The following is a 17,142-nucleotide window of genomic DNA, read 5'->3' as shown; positions in this document are numbered from 1 at the left end:
CCCTCCTGAGTGGTGTAACTCTTTTTTTCGCCGGGGATTGTATCGAGCTTGTTTAGCTCTGCATCGTAGATAATCGCATCACCGGTCGCTGATTCGTGACTACTGATAAGGCTGTAGCCGACCGTCTGTAACTCTTCGTACCGATAGTCAGCTATATGCTGAGAGTAGGCTGTTCCCCACGAATTATTGTTGCGCTCTTCAAAGCGTGAGGCGCGGTAGTGCTGTTTTAGAAATTCGTAATGCTGTTCTGGCGTAACCATCATTCCCCCCGGAGATGTCTGTTTTATCTGAGATGAATTATCTCACGGGGGTAAAGGGGGTCGAATAGAGAAGGGGGTTAAAAAACCATGACAGGCAAATCTGGATCAGCGACAAACATCTCAACGACGAGTTTCATTGCATCCTCACGCACAGGACACCACGGCGTATCTGTCGGGGTAATGTAGTATTCAGGCTTACCATCATCTGACCACAGGATGTGCTCGATATGCGCCGTCGTGTAATGATTCTGGTATGTGCCGAAGCAATGGACGTGATCCCCGACTTTAAATTTTGTTTCTGTCCCTGCTGGTGGGAATTGAGCAAGCACAAGATTATTGGCGGGATACCACTCATCATCACAGTCAGCCCGCGTCACCCGGTACATATCAAGCCCATTTTCCTGAACTATCTCTACAACTGTTTTCAGGCCATAGCAACGGCCAACATAACGCTCTCTCAGGTAACAAAAGACCAGACTGCCTATTTCTATTTTCTCGTTCATTCACCCTTCCTTCTCTGCTTGTTCTGTTACAACAGATTATCTCATCCAAAGTAAGGGGGTCGAACAGGTGAAGGGATCATAAACAGAAAGTTAAAGTTCAGTCTTCAAAACGACGAACGTATTCAGGACAATCCCAGTGAGCGCATCCGTCGAAATCATAGGGATTTAATTGCCAGTGGATTTTGCCACATCCCGGACAGTTCCATCGAACCTTACCCGTGAAGTTCGCTTTGCGGCGATTCTCACGCTTTAACCACCCCGGTATAACCAACCCTTTAGACTGAATCATCGTCCGGCGGTTAAGGGCATCCACCGCAAACGTCCGGCGCTTAACGACATCTGCAACGGTAAAGGGTAGCCAGATAGTATCATCGCGGCTCAGGTCAGGCTTACTGTAGATTTTGGCGCGTTCAAAGTCTGTTACTGGGGCACCATCAGCACACAACCAGTACAGGTCATTACCATCCCAGCGGGATTTTTTAAAGCCAACATATTGCTCGCATCCTTCCACCAGCATTGTTTCAGCCGGGACGTTCTGGCAATCAACGTGATAAACAGAAAGGGCGCTTATACAGTGCAGGGATACGGGTAAATCAAACGAGCGGGCATGATCCCAATACTTCTGCGCCTCTTCCTTAGTGAACGTGTGCGCTTTATCAATATTAGTTGTGTAACCTGCGCCATCAACACAATGAAACGACATATTGCTGCCCACGGTGTCTCGCAGCGAAGCCATTAAAAACGTATGGTTGCCCATTTCCCCATCCTTACATTTGTTCTGAATTTGAGTCATTGATTATGGCATCCGTTGATAACGGGTCGAAGACGCTAAACGATAAAAGACTCATCGCAATGATTCTTGGAACCCTAAAGGGGTGGCGGTCGCGTCAACCTTTTCCCCGAAAATTAACCCCCCCGACCGGGAAACATCCGACCTCGCCACTTGGCGCAGGTCAAAAGAAAAATAAAAGGGTAATGTTTTTGTTCCCATTACCCTGAACGATCAGCGTCGTGGACGCGTGTCGTTGTCCCATGCCGAAGGTTATCACCTCGGCTATGAGAACATCGTTATCACGACATTGCTATGCACTTTCGGAATGACACAATCTCGCTTTTAAAAGGCAAAAAAAAACAGAACGCTTTGCCCTGTTTTTGCATTTATTTCTGACGGGTGTTTTTCTTAGTAACGACGGCGATTAACCCATGCAATGATGAAACCACTCAGGATTATCACGAGAAAGATAAGGAATTGATAACTTCCCTCCCCATACCAAGGACGTTCAGAGAACATTCTCATTTGACGCGCAGCTCCGACAACAGAGCCGAACTGTTCTTTGTCAGCCGCATAGTTGAGAAGGGGAAGTAACCCAATATAGGCTAACGCTGCTGTTACTGTGTTAACGACTGCTGGAGATAAAAAATCATTTAAAAATGAGTGTCTGCTCATGTGATAGTAGACGAACAGAGCAATAGCAGCCCCCCAGATAACAATCGAGAAGATTGTTGCGGTGTAAAATTTCATATTATCAATAAGGTTGTCGAACATGTGTTTTCCTTCTCCAATTTTAAAACCAAGTAAATGTCAGTCGTTTTCTGCTGCTTTTGCTATGCAGGATTCATGTGCATAAACCCCGCCGTAGGTATGCTCAATGTAGACAGTACCATTGGCGCGTACCATTTCCCTCCCTACGCGGGAATGAAAAGCTTCCGTCATATGCTGATCGCAAATCTCACAGTTACCGAGATGAGCGCTGCTTAGCCGGGTAGTTCTGGTGATACGAACGAGTTTCCCGGTATGGCGCGGCACCATCCGGCGCACAGAGGGCAGGGTAGAGGTATTATCGGTCGAGATTGTTGGGGCGTTAGGCGTTGTCATTACTCTTATCCTTCTTTTGCTTCTTTTGCTTCTTCTGCTGCGATCTCATCATCAATTTTCATGAGTATTCTGGCGAACTCCCTTTCAAGCTCACGGCGCAATGCACCCAGAGCACGCTTACGGCTGGAGTATAGAGAGATACCATCACGAGACACGCCACCAAACGTGTTCGCTGGTGGTGGGGCTTTGCCCTCGCCATGCTTTGACCGGGTAGACCATGCTGTTTTAATCGAAATCATGCTTTCAGTAAAAGATGGTTTTCTGTAATCGTACCCAGTTATCAACTCGCTTCCCGGTGCCAGATCCTTAGAAGTAGGATGGTCAGTGAAGCGCAGGGCGCGATAGCTCCGGGCTTCTTCAAACGCTTCTTTCTCTTTCTTATTCATTGCCATGACAGGCTCCCCCCATCGTCTGTAAAGTACAGAAAGGCTAACATGTCAACGAAGGGGTCCGAAGCGTTTCAGAGGGAATAACAGGTGAAATTTACAGGATTTCACGATGAAATCCGATAGATTAACTACTTTAAATCAGTTAGTTACGGTTGTTTTCATTACAGGATAAATCATCGCGTCAATTACGGCATAGTCAGTCATGGCTGATCCTTCATTTCATCCGGGTCTTCAATAGCAGCAAGTTGTTGAGGTGTTCTGTAGTCGCCACTCCATCCTATCCAGACAGATGGATCCCCTTCATTGGTCAACTCTTTGTTTCCATCTAAGCTGTCAGGAGAACGACGCTGTACAGTTTTACATGCTTTCACCAGATCAGCTTCTGCAACGTATGCCGAACATATGGTTTCATACCCGGCGATAACAACCTCTGAATCCTGATCATAATCTTGCAATAACTTAATAAGTTCTTTTACTTTCATTGCCTTAACCTTTCTCGATTTTCTGTTAGACGTAGTTATCATAATAACTCTACGTTCGTCAGGACAAAATCGCCTCCGTTGCTTTTTATAAACTCTCTAAAAAACGAATATTTTTGTCCAAGTTAGTTATTGATGTACCGGTTAAGATCGGCGCGGGTAATGGAGTAGATAAACTGCCATCCCTCGCCGTGGGCTGTAGCATAGTCCAACTCAGGCAATACGGCATACCTTGAGTTGAATTGCAGGAAGTGCGCCAGCTCATGAGCCACCAGCGCTTTGACATGATTCAGGCGGTTCAGCGAAAAGAAACAGCCTATTAAGGGGGATTGGCGGACGTGCTGGTACTCCAAGAAGGTGTATCCGAAGTAGTTGGACTCAGGGCGATACAGATACCCCGGCGAAATAGTTATCCGGTTACGACTCCCCCATGAAGTTTTTGTGTGCCAGCGCGTCCTGATTTTCGGGGCCGGGCCAGTGTACTGATGACTCTTGCGAAATCGCGACAGCAGGTGCCCGGCGTAAAACTCCACCAGCGACTCTACATGCTCAATTCTCTTTTGCCCGAAGTTCGCTATTACTGCGTCCCGCGCCTCTCTCGCACCATTACTTTTCACTGGTACAGCTGGTGGCATTTTGAGGTCGGTAACATCGAAGTGAAACTCATCTTCAAAGTCGCCTTCCGGGGTATCAAGGTGAACGATCACCTCGTTAAGCGGCCCATAGCGCTCAAGCAGGGCAGGGATGCTCTTCACCTCCCGGCTATCAAGCAAATCATCCGCGCCGGGCACATCGAGCCAGAGGAAGCTGCCTTTCGGGATTGTTCTGTACTGCCTGATCTTGCTGGCAATAGCCTGATGGATACTCATGAATTAGTTCTCCGGTGTTGCTGACAGACTATCAGCAGGCCAGCATTTATCAATGCGCTCATGCAGGCAGATAAACACACTGTTGTCAGCCATTAGCACAAAATCCAATTCGTTAGCAGTATCCTCTTTAGTCAAAACACGTTTGAGAAACATTGGTTCGCCATTGAACATGACTAACGTCCGAGTCGGCATATAGATCTGCTTTTCATAACCGACAATAGCGACCTGACTCGTCTGAGGAATACGTGCAACTTCCTCCCGAATACCTTGCGGCTGATAATCTTCATTATCCGTTAACGACAGGATATTGAAGTAATCAGGATCGCTTGCCAACTTATCGTTTGTTGTACTCAGAAATATGAATGCAGTTGCAATGAGCATGACAACACTGAGAACAAATGACCATTCCTTGATATGTTTTTTCATGCTTAATCCCTTATCTGCATTGTTTTTGCCGCTGATTCCCCGGCATCAGTTAGTTTAACTGGGTAAAAGGTGGTTCGGCTTTTCTCACCCTCGCAGGCGTATGCCACCAGCCCGAGACGCAAAAGCACAGGGATAGACGGCGCGGAGATGTCATTTGTTCCGAACCGGGTTCTGATACATGGCCTACACTCTAAAGCCTTCTTACCGTCACCCCTTAGCTTGTACGACGCCCCACTGGATAGACGACGCAGCGTGTAAATTTGCGCGTTACTCAGCTGTTTCACGGATAAGCCTCTGGATTTCTTTTTTAGCCAGCTGACGAGCACGATGCTTGTCTGCCCGCATGACATCACCGTAGGCATTGCCTTTTCGGTATCCGCGACGACGGCACTTATGACAGGTACAGCCATTAACAGAATAGGATTGACCAAATGGTTTCATGTTTACCCCCCGATTAACATGACAGGCTGGTGGAGTGGTTCAGGCCACCATCCATAGGACTGTTTTAGTCCTGATTGAAATTATGTTGCAGCCCGTAAGTTTCCCGCAGGAATTGAAGTTGCGCTTCCAGATCATTAATGCGCTTTTGTTGCACGTTCCACGCCAACCCGACGTTGGTACACACATCCGGGTCTTTAGCGTGGCAATGCGGGCAATGTATGCCGTATTCATCACTGACTTGGTTTCCTTCATAGGATTCATAGCTGGGATACACGGCAAGGCAGCTGGCGCACTCAACGATATGGGCCTCGCCCTTATAATCATCAGACACATAGCGATGTAAAAATCCTGCATTGGTATTGCGCTTCTCAAAATCGTTTTGCGTATCGCTTTCAGATTTAGACTTAGCTTCGCCTTCTCCGGGCTTGAATGCTTTCCTCAGTACCTGCAACGGAGGAAGGACAGCCGCAGAGTCAGAGTTATCTTCATCGTTATCAAAAATGATATCGGTGCCCTGATCAACGTTAACGTTTAGCCAGTCGATCATCACATCCAGCGCTTGTAATGGAGTTAATGCAGACATCTTTTTGCCTCTCAATTTGTCGTTTAATAAAACTATTAAAACACCCGTTCCGGGGAGGCCGAAGTCATCCGGGGGTAAAAAATCTCACACCGGGTCATTTATTTTTCATTAGCCAGAACAGGGCCGCGAGGCAACGAAGGTTGTCGTGTTGCCTTGTCAGCTTCTTGGCGTAACGACGATGGTGGGGAGCGCTTTGCTGGATAAGCCCGCTCTCAATGAGCCGGATGATGAGGCGGCATTTCCATACAGAATGTATCGCGTTGGTAATGATGGCCATCCCTGATACGACCACTAGCACAAGGCCCGAAAGTTCCGGGTACACAGGGCACACCACCGCATAGACGAAAAACAGTTTTAGGTTCGTCACTCCAGCAGAGTACAGTACCACCGCAGGCTCACTGACCGACGCGCTGAGCGCGTGACTGTCTGCATTCAATATCTGCCTTAACGTCAGAAGTACCGAAGGGATAACGCAGCAGAGCATTAGACCCGCGCCTGTAAAAATGAGGACAAGAGATTGCCCGAGGAAACCATTCATGATTAACCCATACATAACGTCAAATTCGCTGCATACAGAGTTAACACAGGGTAGGGCAAGGTCGAAGTATCTGGCTGGTGGGTGAGGCCGTACCGGGCGATACAGCCTCATTTAAAGGGGTACTACCAAAGGGGTGCTACGACTGGTCTGCTATTTCCTCAGCCAATTCGGTTGCCGCGATCAGGGCATCTTCAAGGTTATTGGTGTTATCAGAGATAACGTCCCAGCCACTATTGCCGTAAACGAGATGTACCCAGCCTACATGCTTACCATTACTGTCGTAGGCGTAAAGAAACACTTCATCAGTAGAGAACATTGCTTCCATGATGCTGCTAACGTCGTGTGTTACCTCCGTTACCAGTTCTTCACCGTCATAAACGGCGATACCGAATCCAGCATCCACCAGCCCATGAGCCGCAGTTTCTACAATCCGGCGTTCAACAATTTGTCTTTCCTGAATATCCATTGCTGCATCCTTTGATGTCAGTTAGTTAGTCGGTGAAACTTTATACGCGATGACAAATACCCCCCCTACCTGTTAGGCAGCAAGGGGGGAAGGGATAGGGATTCAAGCTGCTCCTGTTTCGGTGGCTGTGTTATCTTCGCCAGTATCAGCATCAGTATCAGCATCAGTTTTCTGATTTGCTTCATACTGCTCAAGGATAGCCAGCAGCATTCGGGCAGCATCAGCAGGGATATTAATACTCACATCATCCGGGTCTTTCGTCTCTTCCGTTTTCACACGTTCGATCTGCAAACGGATTTGATTGCTGGCTGGCAGCAAAGAGGTGAAGGTTTCACGGATAGCCTTTGGTTTCACAGTGACTTTTTTAGACTTCACAAAACGCGCCGTAACCTTGTCCTTACCTGCTTTCTTCGCTTCACCCAGAGAGGCCATCAGCTCTTCGTAAACGTTACGCTCAGTGCCCTTGCACTCCACCAGCAGGTTGATAGCGACGTCAGCTGAAACTTTGTCCTCGCGAACCAACTCCTTAACGTTTTCCTCTGCCTCAACCAGAATTAGAGAGCGGCGAACGGTCTGGATGTTATTACCTGAGCCCGCCGCTATTTCTTCAACGGATAGATTCCAGCCACGAAGACGACGGAAACCTTCGGCACGTTCGATAGGTTTCAGAGCCAGCCCCTGAGCGCTCTTGAGCATCTCAAACACTTCACCAGCAGAGTTACCGGTGTATTCTTCAATCGGCAGGGAAGCAATCTTAGCACCAGCTTGAATAGCAGCCATCAGGCCAGCAAAACGGTGGTGCCCGTCAATGATCTTGAGTCGCGTCACGCCATTAAGAATAACGGCTTTAACCAAGATTGGTGGGATTCGATCCCCACGCATCCACATCCCTTTGAACATTTCCACCTGCTCAAGATTGAGGTTGCGCAGGTTAAAACCGACTTCAACATACAGCCATGCTGGAGAAACGTTGTACCCGTTGTTACGTCCCACATTGGCCTCATCAAACAGAACGGTAGAATTTTCCTTTTTCACCTTCGCCAACAAATCGCTGATCTGACGAAGTGAAGTAGGTTTTTTTTCCATTTCCGCCATTTTTACTGCCAGCTCACCCAAAGCTGAGTTGTCCTGAGATTTAGCAAAAATTTCCTGTACGTTGATGTCGCTCATTGTCTTGCCTCCGATGCGGTTAAAAAATGTTTTGTGTGTGTTGCTGTAGTTCTAGTAAACCACGCTGCCGACAGAGGTCGAATAGCAAAACTGAAAAAAAATGTTTTTAATTCACTTTTTTTTCAATCCCAGAAACGACGGGCTCAACAGGCAGATTTGATGAAGAAAAAAACGAAAATGGCGATAGAAAAAAAAAGACCGCTATCAAAATAGAAAGCGATCTCAATGAATAAAAACTGTTTTTCTAACCCCGCATCAATGACACGCTGGGGATACACTTTACTTTTCTTTCTGCATCATAACGGCAAGTTGTCGCACTACAGCACGCAGGGCCGCATCATCAGCGATCACCGGGGGAAGGCCAGCCACAATACTGTCAGAGGCGTAGATGTTGCCGTGCCATTTAAGCTGGTGGCCTGACACCTGATAGCTGAATAGCCACTCGCTTTCCTCTTCAAGTTCCCAGAAGCACAGCAATGTCTCATCATCATGCCCGATGCCTTCGGAAACGGTCAGATCGATACCCCGGCTTTTTGCCATCTTGTGAGTCGTTTTACTGATAGTGAACATGGTTTTCCCCGTGCTGTGAGCTACTGTTTGATAAAACAATTATCTCACGCTTTCGGGAGTGTCGAAGTCTAAGGAAAACCCTCAAGAAGAGGGAGAGGGAAAGGGGTATATAACGAGGGGTCGAACATAAAACAATGTACGCCCTTTGAGTTTTATGCGTATTCTAACAGCTTCAATAACACTTTTTCGTTAAGCGCCTATAGAACGTTCATAGGCTTGTTCTCTTCTCAGCTCATTTTCAATACGTGCATCTCTACGCAGTTCCACCAGCTTACGTTTCTCCGCAAAGTTCATACGGGACACGTCCGGCAATTTAACAGACCCACGGCCTTTACAGGCGCTACAAGTGACATCAAACCGACCATCCATGTAGTTCTGACGGTCTTCAAGATCCCATTCATTCCACTCGCTTGCCGTAATGCCATTAGCAAACGCCTCATGGCCCGTTTTGCCTTCGCCATCGCAGTTACCGCAGATAGCCCAATAGTAGTGAGAAAACTCCATACAACCCCCATAGAAACGTTATCTGAGCAATACCTTTACTTTGGCACGTATGTCTGCCAGTTCGTTTACACTGACCGTGGACGTCATGGTGGATTCGATAACCCCACCAGCTGGGAAACTATTCTATGACTATTCAGAGGAAGGCCGAAGCCCGGTAATTCCAAAAATCAGGTAAATAACCACGGATTTGAATACCGTAAGTTAAGGCAAAGGTATTCCAAATAGCAAAGAGGGAGTATTCAATACCCCAGAGTCAGGGGAAGAAGCCCCGCCAATTGAGGGCCAGACAGGATACACAGGCAGTTGGTTAGTCTACTTCATGCGAGTATAGCTGATAACTGCATTCACGTTTAAAGTGCTCAGGCTCACCGAGATAAATAAACCATGCACGGCTTATCTGTAGTTCACTGGCTACGCTGATAGCGTCATCCAGTCTTTGTATCGCAAAAGCCACGCCGCGATTTTTGAATTCATCAGCACACGCTAAGAGACTGTCTTTGTCGAAATATACTGTCTCGTCAATACCCACTGGGCCAGCAGGCACATATTCGGTACTGAACATAGCGGGCATTTCCCAGTCCTGAGTAACCATCAGCTCTCGTGCATCGGTCACGCGTCCGGGAAGGGCACTGTTCAGCATGAGTGATTTACCCACCCCCGGCTGTCCAACCAGAAACACCGGGATACCCATTCGCACAGAAAATCGGATAGCGATATCCAGCAAGCGACGTTTCAGCGCCAGCTTGTTGCTGAACTGCTTGTAATTTACCCGTGGAATGTTCACCACATGAAATTTCGCATCTTTCACACAAATTGTACGCATCGCAAATCACCCCTCTGACAGTATCGCCCGCTACCGTATTCGTGGGCCGCATGGTAAAACGAGACATTTTACCTTAATGAGAACCAAAACGAGTAACTTAATTAGACATCCGGCCCTTATCGACTGTTTCCAGCACACTACCGATGCACGGTAAGTGCGGTATGTACGACTGACGCGCTACGCTTGTCCAACCGCTGCCGGGCAATGAAAGATGATTCCATTCATTACCCGTCAACGGTTCCCTAATTACCCCTCAATCACCCCGCGAATACCCGCAACGTAAGCTTTTTCAGCCTTGGTCAGTCTCATCAGTCACCTTCTGATTAAGTCCCAGAACGGCATCAGCCAGTACCCGTGGGTCTGCACCGCGCTGGTGGAGCATCATGGCAAAAACTGCAATGTCCTCAAACGTACCCGCGTTACCTTTCAGCAAATGAGCCACCAGCTGCTCAGCCAGCAGCGTATCACTGCAATGTGTCCGGGACTCCCAGCCACCGCGCCCCTTAGCCCGTGATTTTGCCAGCTTCGCCTTACATGCCACAGCAAACGCATCAAAACAGATATCATCGCTATGCTGTACCCGGCGAGTAACTCCATCAGAAGTTACTGTGTCACTTTTTGAATTCGAGATAATCGTCAGCAAACGCGAGATAACCGCAGAAGAACGGGCCGCATATTCAGAAACCGAGACATCAGTACCGGTGTCCATGCCATCGAGCTCAAAACGCAGGTCGATTGTGTCACAGTCAATGTCACCATGATCGAGACTGCCTATCTGTTCCAATACAAACAGGCATTGTCGGGCTTCATTCAGACACGCTAAATCAAGGGCTGGTGGAGGCGCATAAGCAGTCTTTACCAGAATACGCTTTTCCCACTTCTCCGGGTCATGCAGGGGAGTGTGAAACTCCGCCTCGCTCACCTCGACCCATTCCGCCTGTTCCTCAGAGCCATCAAGAAGGCGCACCTGAAAAACGGCACCAGCCACAGACGCAATTTTTTGTTCAGTCATATCCCCCCCGGATAAAACTATTTTTCAGTGGTGATCGCTATAACGAAAGGTACATCGGGCGTGCCTTTAGTTTCTGAGTTCTCAATGACAAACCCAGTTTCCCACACACCATTTGCGCCGTATTCGCGCTCACTGCTCTCGTCTTCCGGCAGCACCTTAAAAACGCCCCGCGCCAGCTCTTCCTGTTCCTCAGTGAGAGCCACGTAGCAGTTGTTCTCATGGATACATAAGCTGCCATCTGCATGACGCAGGATTACCATGTCTGATCCGAACTGACCGACCTTACGACGCACCTGCACACAGAAGCCCACCCGGTTACTGACTGGCAAGCTGTTTGGCCCGGTAATGACAAACTGCCCAAAAGCTGGATGAGATGACGTGCGTATCATCCGGTTCCAGTCCATATTCGCGCCAATACTGGTAAGAATGTTCACAGCATCCTCGTTATCCATCATTCTGATTTACCCCCCCGTTTTATATCTTAGTCACTGCCAAAAGCATCGTAGTAGGCGACGTCTACAGGCGTACCTGCATTGTAGGTATCTTCCCAGCCGCTACTTTCACCCACGCTGTCACCGTTAAGCTCAGCAATCAGGCTCAGCTGCTCAAACCATTCCTCAAAAGAGCTCGTGGCTTTTGTCGATGCAAAATCAGCCATATACTTTCTCTCTCGTTTTGTTGGGCCAGTGTCAGACAGACACCAGCGTTTTCACTTCTTCTTTCCCGAAAGCCTTGCACGTCAGCTCAGCTGATTCGCCAGCAAGAGCCGGGGCTTTCCATTTGATGAACACAGTATTACCACGCGTTAAGATCTCAGCACCTTCCAGTTTGCAATCCGGTGCCTTAGTTTCACCACTGCGGGTAGCCTTTACCGTAAAGACCCATGCCACTCCAGCGGTCAGGTTTTTCGGCATGTCATAGCGAAACTCTACAGGTGGGCTATCACTGGCCTGTACATCAAAGATATCCACTCCGGCTGATTTCAGCTCGTTCAGGGCCACTTCCCGGCTTTCGCCCGCACTTTCCTGCTCATGGATTTGCTGCTGGATCCACGCTTTATCACTTGAGGACAGAGATGAGGCATGACTGTTACTGCTGCTCAACATCCAGTACATCATCGCAAGCGTTGTCCAGTCAGTACCGCTACGCTTGCGCTCATCAATGATGGAGCTCACTTTCTCAGGTGGGGCTTTTGTCCCGATGTACGGAGCACTTCGCTCCGACGTACCGGATAACTTTTGCGAAGAATTATCTCGGGCTGAAAATGCGGCCGGATTTTCTTTTGTGCCAATTTTGCCTTTGTTCTCCACCAGCTTCGCGCCACTGATGCTTTTCTTCGCCACCGGACTGCTTGCGGCTGAGGGCTCATTCTTTACGCCGCTTCCCGTCGCTGTAGATTCGTTACTGGTTTTATTGCTGCTGCTGGCGTTGCTTTTGCTGCTGGAGCTGCTGCTGGGCGAGGATGAAGGTTTGCTATAGCTGGATGACGATTTGTAGGATGAACGATACGAACTCTTGTAGCTGGATTTATAGCCAGCCTCTACCGAGAAGGATAGAGCCAATAACAAACTGAAAAGACCGATCACCACTTTGTTGATTTTGCCGTACATGATTTCTCTCTCATTTCGTGGGCGCTGGTGCCCGTTAGTCTATGCAATGATTAAAACGCTAACACCCGGTGGCACCATGTCGAATAGCATAATAAACAATTATTTTCGCAGCGCAGGCCACAGAAACAGGGGGGGAAGGTAATAGAAACCCGCGCTGGTGGCGGGCTTATGAAGGCACTAGCAAAGAGAAAGACTTACATCACCAACACAGTAATGACTCGATGGCTCTTAGCGACAAAAGCGCTATTTAGACAGCGTTACCATTACCGTGTTAACCATCGTGCCCGACTCTTTGAAAGCCCCCGGTTCCAGAGGGGTAATATCACCGCCCAGTTCCTTAACACGCTGCCGGAAAGCCGTAACCAGTTTTGTGCTTCGGAAGGTCACTCCCGCAGACATGATCGCCGCAAGACGCCCGCCTTCTTCCAGAAGTGAAATGGCATGGTTTACGTGATGAACATCGAGAGATTTTATGAATGGCGGGTTCATCAGGATCACATCGAATTTCTTCGCCGGGTTCCAGTTAAGAAAATCGGCTTCAACTAAATCTACACCTGTGCTGATAATCTGTTGGTCACGGCGTAGAAGCTCGACACGCGCAGCGTCAAGCTCCACCCCCGTTAGGCTGATACCTGCCTGCTCTTGACTGGCAGCAAGGATGATTCGCCCGTCACCGCAGGAGGGCTCCAGAACGCTGTCACCCGCACTGATAGAAACCGCATCAAGCATCAGACGAATAATTTTCTTCGGGGTAGGGAAGAAGTTGAAAGTATCCACCGGCTTATCGACCGACGCAGTGAGGATAACCAAATCAATACGCTCTTCCGCGTTATCAGGGAATACATGGGCCTTGGCCTTGCGGTTCCACTTACCACCCGCGAGCTCAATCACTTTGTTTGTTTTTGTGTACATGGCGCGGTCAAGCTGATCAGGTAAAACGAGGTTATTCCCGGTGAAATGGCATTGAGATAAAACAGACAGGACATCTTGGCTTACGTTCATGATACTAACCCTTATTCATATAGTGTATGAATAAGACTATCACCCACCCCGATCCCCTCGAAGTGGTTCACTCAAAAAAAAACCCGCGCTGGTGGCGGGCAGATGGATGGCTGCATAACTGCATAACACGGCTCAGACGGTTAAAAGTGTTTTCGTCCAGTGCTTATCCGTTTGAACATTACTGACGATAAGGCACATCCTTGAATCTGCCACCAGCGAACCATACCAGATAGTGTGGCCGCACTTGGGATGATCACGAAAACCCCACCAGTCAAAATTTGAATCAGCTACGACAAAATTCACCCATGCAGGAATTGAATAGGGTACACCTTGGATACAGACCTGCTTCATACCTTCTGAAATGCGTAGCGGCGCTTTCTCGCCGGGGCAATCATCAGAACGACAAGCAGCCTCGTCATCATAGACACGACCGCAATGCTCGCAGGTAAAGGGTAAGATGGATGCAGACTCTTTAATTTCAGTGGTCAGCGGCTGTTTCATCGGTAATGGCTCCTTAAACATATAGTGTATGATTAAGGTAGCATGAGCCCGCAATACCTCGAAGAGTGGGAAAAGACTATACGAGCCAGAGTTAGTACGGAATACCCATAGGGTAAGAGAAAGTTGGCAGGAAAAAGCTATTAGGGCTCAGGGTAGCTGATGCAAGGCTGGTGGCCTCGCATCATGAATTGATTAATGCTCTTGCGGGTTCTGCTGCTGTTCGTTCGACTCACCGTACAAGACGATCCCGGATGTATCGATTTGGTTTTCTAACTGACGCAGATCATAATTGCTCTGTAGTCGTAACCAAAACTCAGGCGTACTCCCCAGTGCCGCAGCAATACGAATCGAAAGAGAAGGGGTCAACGCAGTTTTCCCCGCAAGTAGACGGGATACGGTTGCTGGTGTAACACCAATATTGTGAGCAAAACGACGACCACTCACTCCCATATCCTCTAAATCGCGGGCTATCATCTCACCCGGATGTGAAACCTTGAATTGTCTCATTAGTGATAATCCTCATAATTTAAAATGTAAGCATCACCGTTAATGAACTGAAAAGTAATGCGCCAATTCGCCCGGACAGTGATAGACCAGTAACCTTCCCGATCCCCCTTTAATGGATGTAATTTGTAAATCTGGCGGTTTAGTTCACTAATCTCTGTCGCTGTATCGATGGCCTGCAAACGGTCATTGATTCTGTCTACATCTTGCGCAGGCACACCAGAAGTAACACCCTTTTCAAAAAGCAGTTTCAATCCTTTGTGCTTGAAAGATTTTATCATCGGCCATCTCTGTATTACATGGTGTGTAATACTATACCTCGATATTACACGATGTGCAATACAGAGGTATATGGATAGTAGGGGGAGTTGATAAGAAACTTGAGGGGGCAGGGTAGTTCGTAGCCTTCAAAAGAAAAACCCGGCTTAGCCGGGCTCTATGGTGATCTTACTCAGCGGCACTTTCCACCTTAAATCTCAGTCCAAGATGCTCGACATTACTGCCCGCAGTCATAATTGCTTCTTCCACCTCTTGAGGGCAAAGATATTTTTCACCTTCTTCACAGGATGTCTGGTAGGTTCCCGGCAGGTAGAACGTCACTTCAAAACGCCATTGTCAGCAAATTGATCCAAGAGAACCAACTTAAAGCTTATGATGATGATGTGCTTAAAAACTTACTCAATGGCTGGTTTATGCATATCGCAATACATGCGAAAAACCTAAAAGAGCTTGCCGATAAAAAAGGCCAATTTATTGCTATTTACCGCGGCTTTTTATTGAGCTTGAAAGATAAATAAAATAGATAGGTTTTATTTGAAGCTAAATCTTCTTTATCGTAAAAAATGCCCTCTTGGGTTATCAAGAGGGTCATTATATTTCGCGGAATAACATCATTTGGTGACGAAATAACTAAGCACTTGTCTCCTGTTTACTCCCCTGAGCTTGAGGGGTTAACATGAAGGTCATCGATAGCAGGATAATAATACAGTAAAACGCTAAACCAATAATCCAAATCCAGCCATCCCAAATTGGTAGTGAATGATTATAAATAACAGCAAACAGTAATGGGCCAATAACACCGGTTGCATTGGTAAGGCTCACCAATAATCCCTGTAAAGCACCTTGCTGATGACTCTTTGTTTGGATAGACATCACTCCCTGTAATGCAGGTAAAGCGATCCCACCACCAGCCAATAAAATTAAAACAGGGAAAACTAACCAACCTTCAGATATAAACGCTAAAAAGGCAAATGCACTACTATCTGCAATAAATCCGAGCAGTACTGCCGTTTTTTCGCCCCATTTAGTGGCTATTCTTCCTGCCACAAAGGCTTGGAATACTGAGTGTAAAAGACCAAGACCCGCTAATGAAAAGCCAACCATCATGCTATTCCATCCAAAACGATTTTCGGTAAATAGCACCCACACCGTTGCGGGAATTTGGCCTATCAATTGCGCTGAAAAATAAATAATCAACAAAATGGGCATCGTTTTAAATAAAGTGATGTATACCGAATTCGATTGCGTCTCAACCCCTACTTCGGTATCTGTATTATCACGTGTATTTTTGGTTTCACGGAACCAAAACATAACCACAAGGAAAGCGACAATATTTAGCAACGCAGCGATAAAAAAGGGACTATGCGGTGAAATCTCTCCTGCAAAACCACCAATAATAGGCCCCGCTATTAAACCAAGCCCAAAACTTGCCCCTAACCAACCGAACCACTTCACGCGTTGAGAAGCTGAGGTGGTATCGGCAATGACCGATGCCGCGACAGCCCCAGTAGCTCCTGTGATCCCTGAAAGCAAACGGCCTAAATACAGCATCCAAAGCGCACTTGAAAAAGCCAGCAATAAGTAATCCAGCGATGCGCCTATTAATGACAACAACAGCACTGGGCGCCGACCAAATCGGTCAGACATTTTTCCAAGCCAAGGAGCAAAGATAACCTGCATTAACGCATAAAGTGCAAGCAATACGCCAAAGTGGTTAGCGATATCTTCCGAAGCAATAAATTCACGTAATAACGTTGGCAAGACTGGCATGATAAGGCCAATCCCCATGGCATCGAGTAACGTAATTACCAATGCGATCTTTGTCGAACTATTCATTTCACTTTTCTCTATCACTGATAGGGAGTGGTAAAATAACTCTATCAATGATAGAGTGTCAACAAAAATTAGGAATTAATGATGTCTAGATTAGATAAAAGTAAAGTGATTAACAGCGCATTAGAGCTGCTTAATGAGGTCGGAATCGAAGGTTTAACAACCCGTAAACTCGCCCAGAAGCTAGGTGTAGAGCAGCCTACATTGTATTGGCATGTAAAAAATAAGCGGGCTTTGCTCGACGCCTTAGCCATTGAGATGTTAGATAGGCACCATACTCACTTTTGCCCTTTAGAAGGGGAAAGCTGGCAAGATTTTTTACGTAATAACGCTAAAAGTTTTAGATGTGCTTTACTAAGTCATCGCGATGGAGCAAAAGTACATTTAGGTACACGGCCTACAGAAAAACAGTATGAAACTCTCGAAAATCAATTAGCCTTTTTATGCCAACAAGGTTTTTCACTAGAGAATGCATTATATGCACTCAGCGCTGTGGGGCATTTT

Annotated in this window: 28 protein-coding genes; 2 read left to right on the top strand and 26 right to left on the bottom strand. The window is 47.3% G+C overall.

Annotation, left to right across the window (positions count from 1 at the left end; translation table 11 throughout):
• The 25 genes from PSF42_RS19750 to higB form a co-directional block, all read right to left on the bottom strand.
• The coding region (locus PSF42_RS19750; protein WP_272680524.1) for a hypothetical protein at positions 1 to 263 on the bottom strand (263 nt) is incomplete at its 3' end.
• A gap of 74 nt (positions 264 to 337) precedes the next feature.
• A complete protein-coding gene (locus PSF42_RS19745) occupies positions 338 to 763 on the bottom strand; it encodes a hypothetical protein (protein WP_168550203.1) in 426 nt (141 codons plus the stop codon).
• A gap of 97 nt (positions 764 to 860) precedes the next feature.
• Positions 861 to 1,520 carry a hypothetical protein gene (locus tag PSF42_RS19740; RefSeq protein ID WP_272517238.1) on the bottom strand — a complete coding sequence of 220 codons (660 nt, stop codon included), beginning with the start codon at positions 1,518 to 1,520 and terminating at the stop codon, positions 861 to 863.
• A 423-nt stretch (positions 1,521 to 1,943) separates the two neighbouring features.
• Positions 1,944 to 2,309, bottom strand: coding sequence for a hypothetical protein (locus PSF42_RS19735; protein WP_011039875.1), 366 nt, complete (start codon positions 2,307 to 2,309; stop codon positions 1,944 to 1,946).
• Positions 2,310 to 2,644: 335 nt separating this feature from the next.
• Complete coding sequence (locus tag PSF42_RS19730; RefSeq protein WP_272517237.1) at positions 2,645 to 3,031, bottom strand: hypothetical protein; 387 nt, start codon at positions 3,029 to 3,031, stop codon at positions 2,645 to 2,647.
• A 197-nt stretch (positions 3,032 to 3,228) separates the two neighbouring features.
• The gene (locus tag PSF42_RS19725; RefSeq protein ID WP_168550200.1) at positions 3,229 to 3,510 is read right to left on the bottom strand and encodes a hypothetical protein; all 282 of its coding nucleotides are present in this window, start codon (positions 3,508 to 3,510) and stop codon (positions 3,229 to 3,231) included.
• 122 nt (positions 3,511 to 3,632) lie between these two features.
• A complete protein-coding gene (locus PSF42_RS19720) occupies positions 3,633 to 4,376 on the bottom strand; it encodes a hypothetical protein (RefSeq protein ID WP_272517236.1) in 744 nt (247 codons plus the stop codon).
• Between the two features lie 3 nt (positions 4,377 to 4,379).
• The gene (locus PSF42_RS19715; protein ID WP_272672231.1) at positions 4,380 to 4,802 is read right to left on the bottom strand and encodes a hypothetical protein; all 423 of its coding nucleotides are present in this window, start codon (positions 4,800 to 4,802) and stop codon (positions 4,380 to 4,382) included.
• Between the two features lie 267 nt (positions 4,803 to 5,069).
• Positions 5,070 to 5,243: a hypothetical protein gene (locus PSF42_RS19710; protein ID WP_272517235.1), complete on the bottom strand. Its 174-nt coding sequence runs from the start codon at positions 5,241 to 5,243 to the stop codon at positions 5,070 to 5,072.
• Between the two features lie 64 nt (positions 5,244 to 5,307).
• Positions 5,308 to 5,826 carry a hypothetical protein gene (locus PSF42_RS20770; RefSeq protein WP_336298825.1) on the bottom strand — a complete coding sequence of 173 codons (519 nt, stop codon included), beginning with the start codon at positions 5,824 to 5,826 and terminating at the stop codon, positions 5,308 to 5,310.
• A 94-nt stretch (positions 5,827 to 5,920) separates the two neighbouring features.
• Positions 5,921 to 6,364, bottom strand: a complete 444-nt coding sequence (locus tag PSF42_RS19700) for a hypothetical protein (RefSeq protein WP_272517234.1) — start codon at positions 6,362 to 6,364, stop codon at positions 5,921 to 5,923.
• Between the two features lie 136 nt (positions 6,365 to 6,500).
• A complete protein-coding gene (locus tag PSF42_RS19695; protein WP_272517233.1) occupies positions 6,501 to 6,830 on the bottom strand; it encodes a hypothetical protein in 330 nt (109 codons plus the stop codon).
• Between the two features lie 102 nt (positions 6,831 to 6,932).
• Complete coding sequence (locus PSF42_RS19690; RefSeq protein ID WP_272517232.1) at positions 6,933 to 8,000, bottom strand: hypothetical protein; 1,068 nt, start codon at positions 7,998 to 8,000, stop codon at positions 6,933 to 6,935.
• Positions 8,001 to 8,279: 279 nt separating this feature from the next.
• Positions 8,280 to 8,570 carry a hypothetical protein gene (locus PSF42_RS19685; protein WP_272517231.1) on the bottom strand — a complete coding sequence of 97 codons (291 nt, stop codon included), beginning with the start codon at positions 8,568 to 8,570 and terminating at the stop codon, positions 8,280 to 8,282.
• 189 nt (positions 8,571 to 8,759) lie between these two features.
• The gene (locus PSF42_RS19680) at positions 8,760 to 9,074 is read right to left on the bottom strand and encodes a hypothetical protein (protein ID WP_272517230.1); all 315 of its coding nucleotides are present in this window, start codon (positions 9,072 to 9,074) and stop codon (positions 8,760 to 8,762) included.
• A 307-nt stretch (positions 9,075 to 9,381) separates the two neighbouring features.
• Positions 9,382 to 9,714 carry a hypothetical protein gene (locus PSF42_RS19675; protein WP_272680523.1) on the bottom strand — a complete coding sequence of 111 codons (333 nt, stop codon included), beginning with the start codon at positions 9,712 to 9,714 and terminating at the stop codon, positions 9,382 to 9,384.
• A 7-nt stretch (positions 9,715 to 9,721) separates the two neighbouring features.
• Positions 9,722 to 9,964: a hypothetical protein gene (locus PSF42_RS19670; protein WP_272675938.1), complete on the bottom strand. Its 243-nt coding sequence runs from the start codon at positions 9,962 to 9,964 to the stop codon at positions 9,722 to 9,724.
• 222 nt (positions 9,965 to 10,186) lie between these two features.
• Complete coding sequence (locus tag PSF42_RS19665; protein WP_168550193.1) at positions 10,187 to 10,909, bottom strand: hypothetical protein; 723 nt, start codon at positions 10,907 to 10,909, stop codon at positions 10,187 to 10,189.
• Positions 10,910 to 10,926: 17 nt separating this feature from the next.
• Positions 10,927 to 11,364, bottom strand: a complete 438-nt coding sequence (locus PSF42_RS19660; protein WP_272517228.1) for a plasmid protein — start codon at positions 11,362 to 11,364, stop codon at positions 10,927 to 10,929.
• A gap of 26 nt (positions 11,365 to 11,390) precedes the next feature.
• Positions 11,391 to 11,567, bottom strand: a complete 177-nt coding sequence (locus PSF42_RS19655) for a hypothetical protein (protein WP_011039858.1) — start codon at positions 11,565 to 11,567, stop codon at positions 11,391 to 11,393.
• Between the two features lie 31 nt (positions 11,568 to 11,598).
• Positions 11,599 to 12,519 (bottom strand): hypothetical protein, encoded by a 921-nt coding sequence (locus tag PSF42_RS19650; RefSeq protein WP_272517227.1) that lies wholly within the window; start codon positions 12,517 to 12,519, stop codon positions 11,599 to 11,601.
• 243 nt (positions 12,520 to 12,762) lie between these two features.
• Complete coding sequence (locus PSF42_RS19645) at positions 12,763 to 13,521, bottom strand: methyltransferase (protein ID WP_272654113.1); 759 nt, start codon at positions 13,519 to 13,521, stop codon at positions 12,763 to 12,765.
• A 132-nt stretch (positions 13,522 to 13,653) separates the two neighbouring features.
• Positions 13,654 to 14,022 carry a hypothetical protein gene (locus PSF42_RS19640; RefSeq protein WP_272654114.1) on the bottom strand — a complete coding sequence of 123 codons (369 nt, stop codon included), beginning with the start codon at positions 14,020 to 14,022 and terminating at the stop codon, positions 13,654 to 13,656.
• A 192-nt stretch (positions 14,023 to 14,214) separates the two neighbouring features.
• Positions 14,215 to 14,529, bottom strand: coding sequence for a type II toxin antitoxin system addiction module antidote protein HigA (gene higA / locus PSF42_RS19635; protein WP_272517224.1), 315 nt, complete (start codon positions 14,527 to 14,529; stop codon positions 14,215 to 14,217).
• A complete protein-coding gene (gene higB, locus PSF42_RS19630; protein ID WP_272517223.1) occupies positions 14,529 to 14,807 on the bottom strand; it encodes a type II toxin-antitoxin system toxin endoribonuclease HigB in 279 nt (92 codons plus the stop codon). Before higB ends, higA begins: the two co-directional genes overlap by 1 nt.
• A 285-nt stretch (positions 14,808 to 15,092) precedes the next feature.
• Here higB and PSF42_RS19625 point away from each other — a divergent pair, with 285 nt between their 5' ends.
• Positions 15,093 to 15,323 (top strand): hypothetical protein, encoded by a 231-nt coding sequence (locus PSF42_RS19625; protein WP_442959192.1) that lies wholly within the window; start codon positions 15,093 to 15,095, stop codon positions 15,321 to 15,323.
• Between the two features lie 112 nt (positions 15,324 to 15,435).
• On the opposite strand, the gene tet(B) is transcribed toward PSF42_RS19625, so the two are convergent.
• Positions 15,436 to 16,641, bottom strand: coding sequence for a tetracycline efflux MFS transporter Tet(B) (gene tet(B) / locus PSF42_RS19620; RefSeq protein ID WP_001089068.1), 1,206 nt, complete (start codon positions 16,639 to 16,641; stop codon positions 15,436 to 15,438).
• Positions 16,642 to 16,722: 81 nt separating this feature from the next.
• Between tet(B) and tetR(B) the strand changes: the two genes are divergently transcribed.
• Positions 16,723 to 17,142 (top strand): TetR/AcrR family transcriptional regulator C-terminal domain-containing protein (gene tetR(B) / locus PSF42_RS19615; RefSeq protein WP_203162054.1); only part of this gene is annotated, 420 nt, incomplete at its 3' end.

Source organism: Providencia sp. PROV032 (assembly GCF_028484875.1).
Lineage (GTDB): Bacteria > Pseudomonadota > Gammaproteobacteria > Enterobacterales > Enterobacteriaceae > Providencia > Providencia rettgeri_E.
This window is presented reverse-complemented; position numbering and strand designations above follow the sequence as displayed.

Coding starts and splice junctions, on each gene's coding strand:
- PSF42_RS19715 (WP_272672231.1), bottom strand. CDS start 4,802: ATGAAAAAACATATCAAGGAATGGTCATTTGTTCTCAGTGTTGTCATG.
- PSF42_RS19670 (WP_272675938.1), bottom strand. CDS start 9,964: ATGTCTCGTTTTACCATGCGGCCCACGAATACGGTAGCGGGCGATACT.
- PSF42_RS19675 (WP_272680523.1), bottom strand. CDS start 9,714: ATGCTGAACAGTGCCCTTCCCGGACGCGTGACCGATGCACGAGAGCTG.
- PSF42_RS19735 (WP_011039875.1), bottom strand. CDS start 2,309: ATGTTCGACAACCTTATTGATAATATGAAATTTTACACCGCAACAATC.
- PSF42_RS19655 (WP_011039858.1), bottom strand. CDS start 11,567: ATGGCTGATTTTGCATCGACAAAAGCCACGAGCTCTTTTGAGGAATGG.
- PSF42_RS19695 (WP_272517233.1), bottom strand. CDS start 6,830: ATGGATATTCAGGAAAGACAAATTGTTGAACGCCGGATTGTAGAAACT.
- PSF42_RS20770 (WP_336298825.1), bottom strand. CDS start 5,826: ATGTCTGCATTAACTCCATTACAAGCGCTGGATGTGATGATCGACTGG.
- PSF42_RS19690 (WP_272517232.1), bottom strand. CDS start 8,000: ATGAGCGACATCAACGTACAGGAAATTTTTGCTAAATCTCAGGACAAC.
- PSF42_RS19645 (WP_272654113.1), bottom strand. CDS start 13,521: ATGAACGTAAGCCAAGATGTCCTGTCTGTTTTATCTCAATGCCATTTC.
- PSF42_RS19720 (WP_272517236.1), bottom strand. CDS start 4,376: ATGAGTATCCATCAGGCTATTGCCAGCAAGATCAGGCAGTACAGAACA.
- PSF42_RS19730 (WP_272517237.1), bottom strand. CDS start 3,031: ATGGCAATGAATAAGAAAGAGAAAGAAGCGTTTGAAGAAGCCCGGAGC.
- PSF42_RS19745 (WP_168550203.1), bottom strand. CDS start 763: ATGAACGAGAAAATAGAAATAGGCAGTCTGGTCTTTTGTTACCTGAGA.
- PSF42_RS19740 (WP_272517238.1), bottom strand. CDS start 1,520: ATGGGCAACCATACGTTTTTAATGGCTTCGCTGCGAGACACCGTGGGC.
- PSF42_RS19650 (WP_272517227.1), bottom strand. CDS start 12,519: ATGTACGGCAAAATCAACAAAGTGGTGATCGGTCTTTTCAGTTTGTTA.
- higA (WP_272517224.1), bottom strand. CDS start 14,529: ATGAGACAATTCAAGGTTTCACATCCGGGTGAGATGATAGCCCGCGAT.
- PSF42_RS19725 (WP_168550200.1), bottom strand. CDS start 3,510: ATGAAAGTAAAAGAACTTATTAAGTTATTGCAAGATTATGATCAGGAT.
- PSF42_RS19640 (WP_272654114.1), bottom strand. CDS start 14,022: ATGAAACAGCCGCTGACCACTGAAATTAAAGAGTCTGCATCCATCTTA.
- PSF42_RS19680 (WP_272517230.1), bottom strand. CDS start 9,074: ATGGAGTTTTCTCACTACTATTGGGCTATCTGCGGTAACTGCGATGGC.
- PSF42_RS19660 (WP_272517228.1), bottom strand. CDS start 11,364: ATGATGGATAACGAGGATGCTGTGAACATTCTTACCAGTATTGGCGCG.
- PSF42_RS19625 (WP_442959192.1), top strand. CDS start 15,093: ATGTCTGGTAGGTTCCCGGCAGGTAGAACGTCACTTCAAAACGCCATT.
- PSF42_RS19665 (WP_168550193.1), bottom strand. CDS start 10,909: ATGACTGAACAAAAAATTGCGTCTGTGGCTGGTGCCGTTTTTCAGGTG.
- PSF42_RS19700 (WP_272517234.1), bottom strand. CDS start 6,364: ATGAATGGTTTCCTCGGGCAATCTCTTGTCCTCATTTTTACAGGCGCG.
- PSF42_RS19685 (WP_272517231.1), bottom strand. CDS start 8,570: ATGTTCACTATCAGTAAAACGACTCACAAGATGGCAAAAAGCCGGGGT.
- PSF42_RS19710 (WP_272517235.1), bottom strand. CDS start 5,243: ATGAAACCATTTGGTCAATCCTATTCTGTTAATGGCTGTACCTGTCAT.
- higB (WP_272517223.1), bottom strand. CDS start 14,807: ATGATAAAATCTTTCAAGCACAAAGGATTGAAACTGCTTTTTGAAAAG.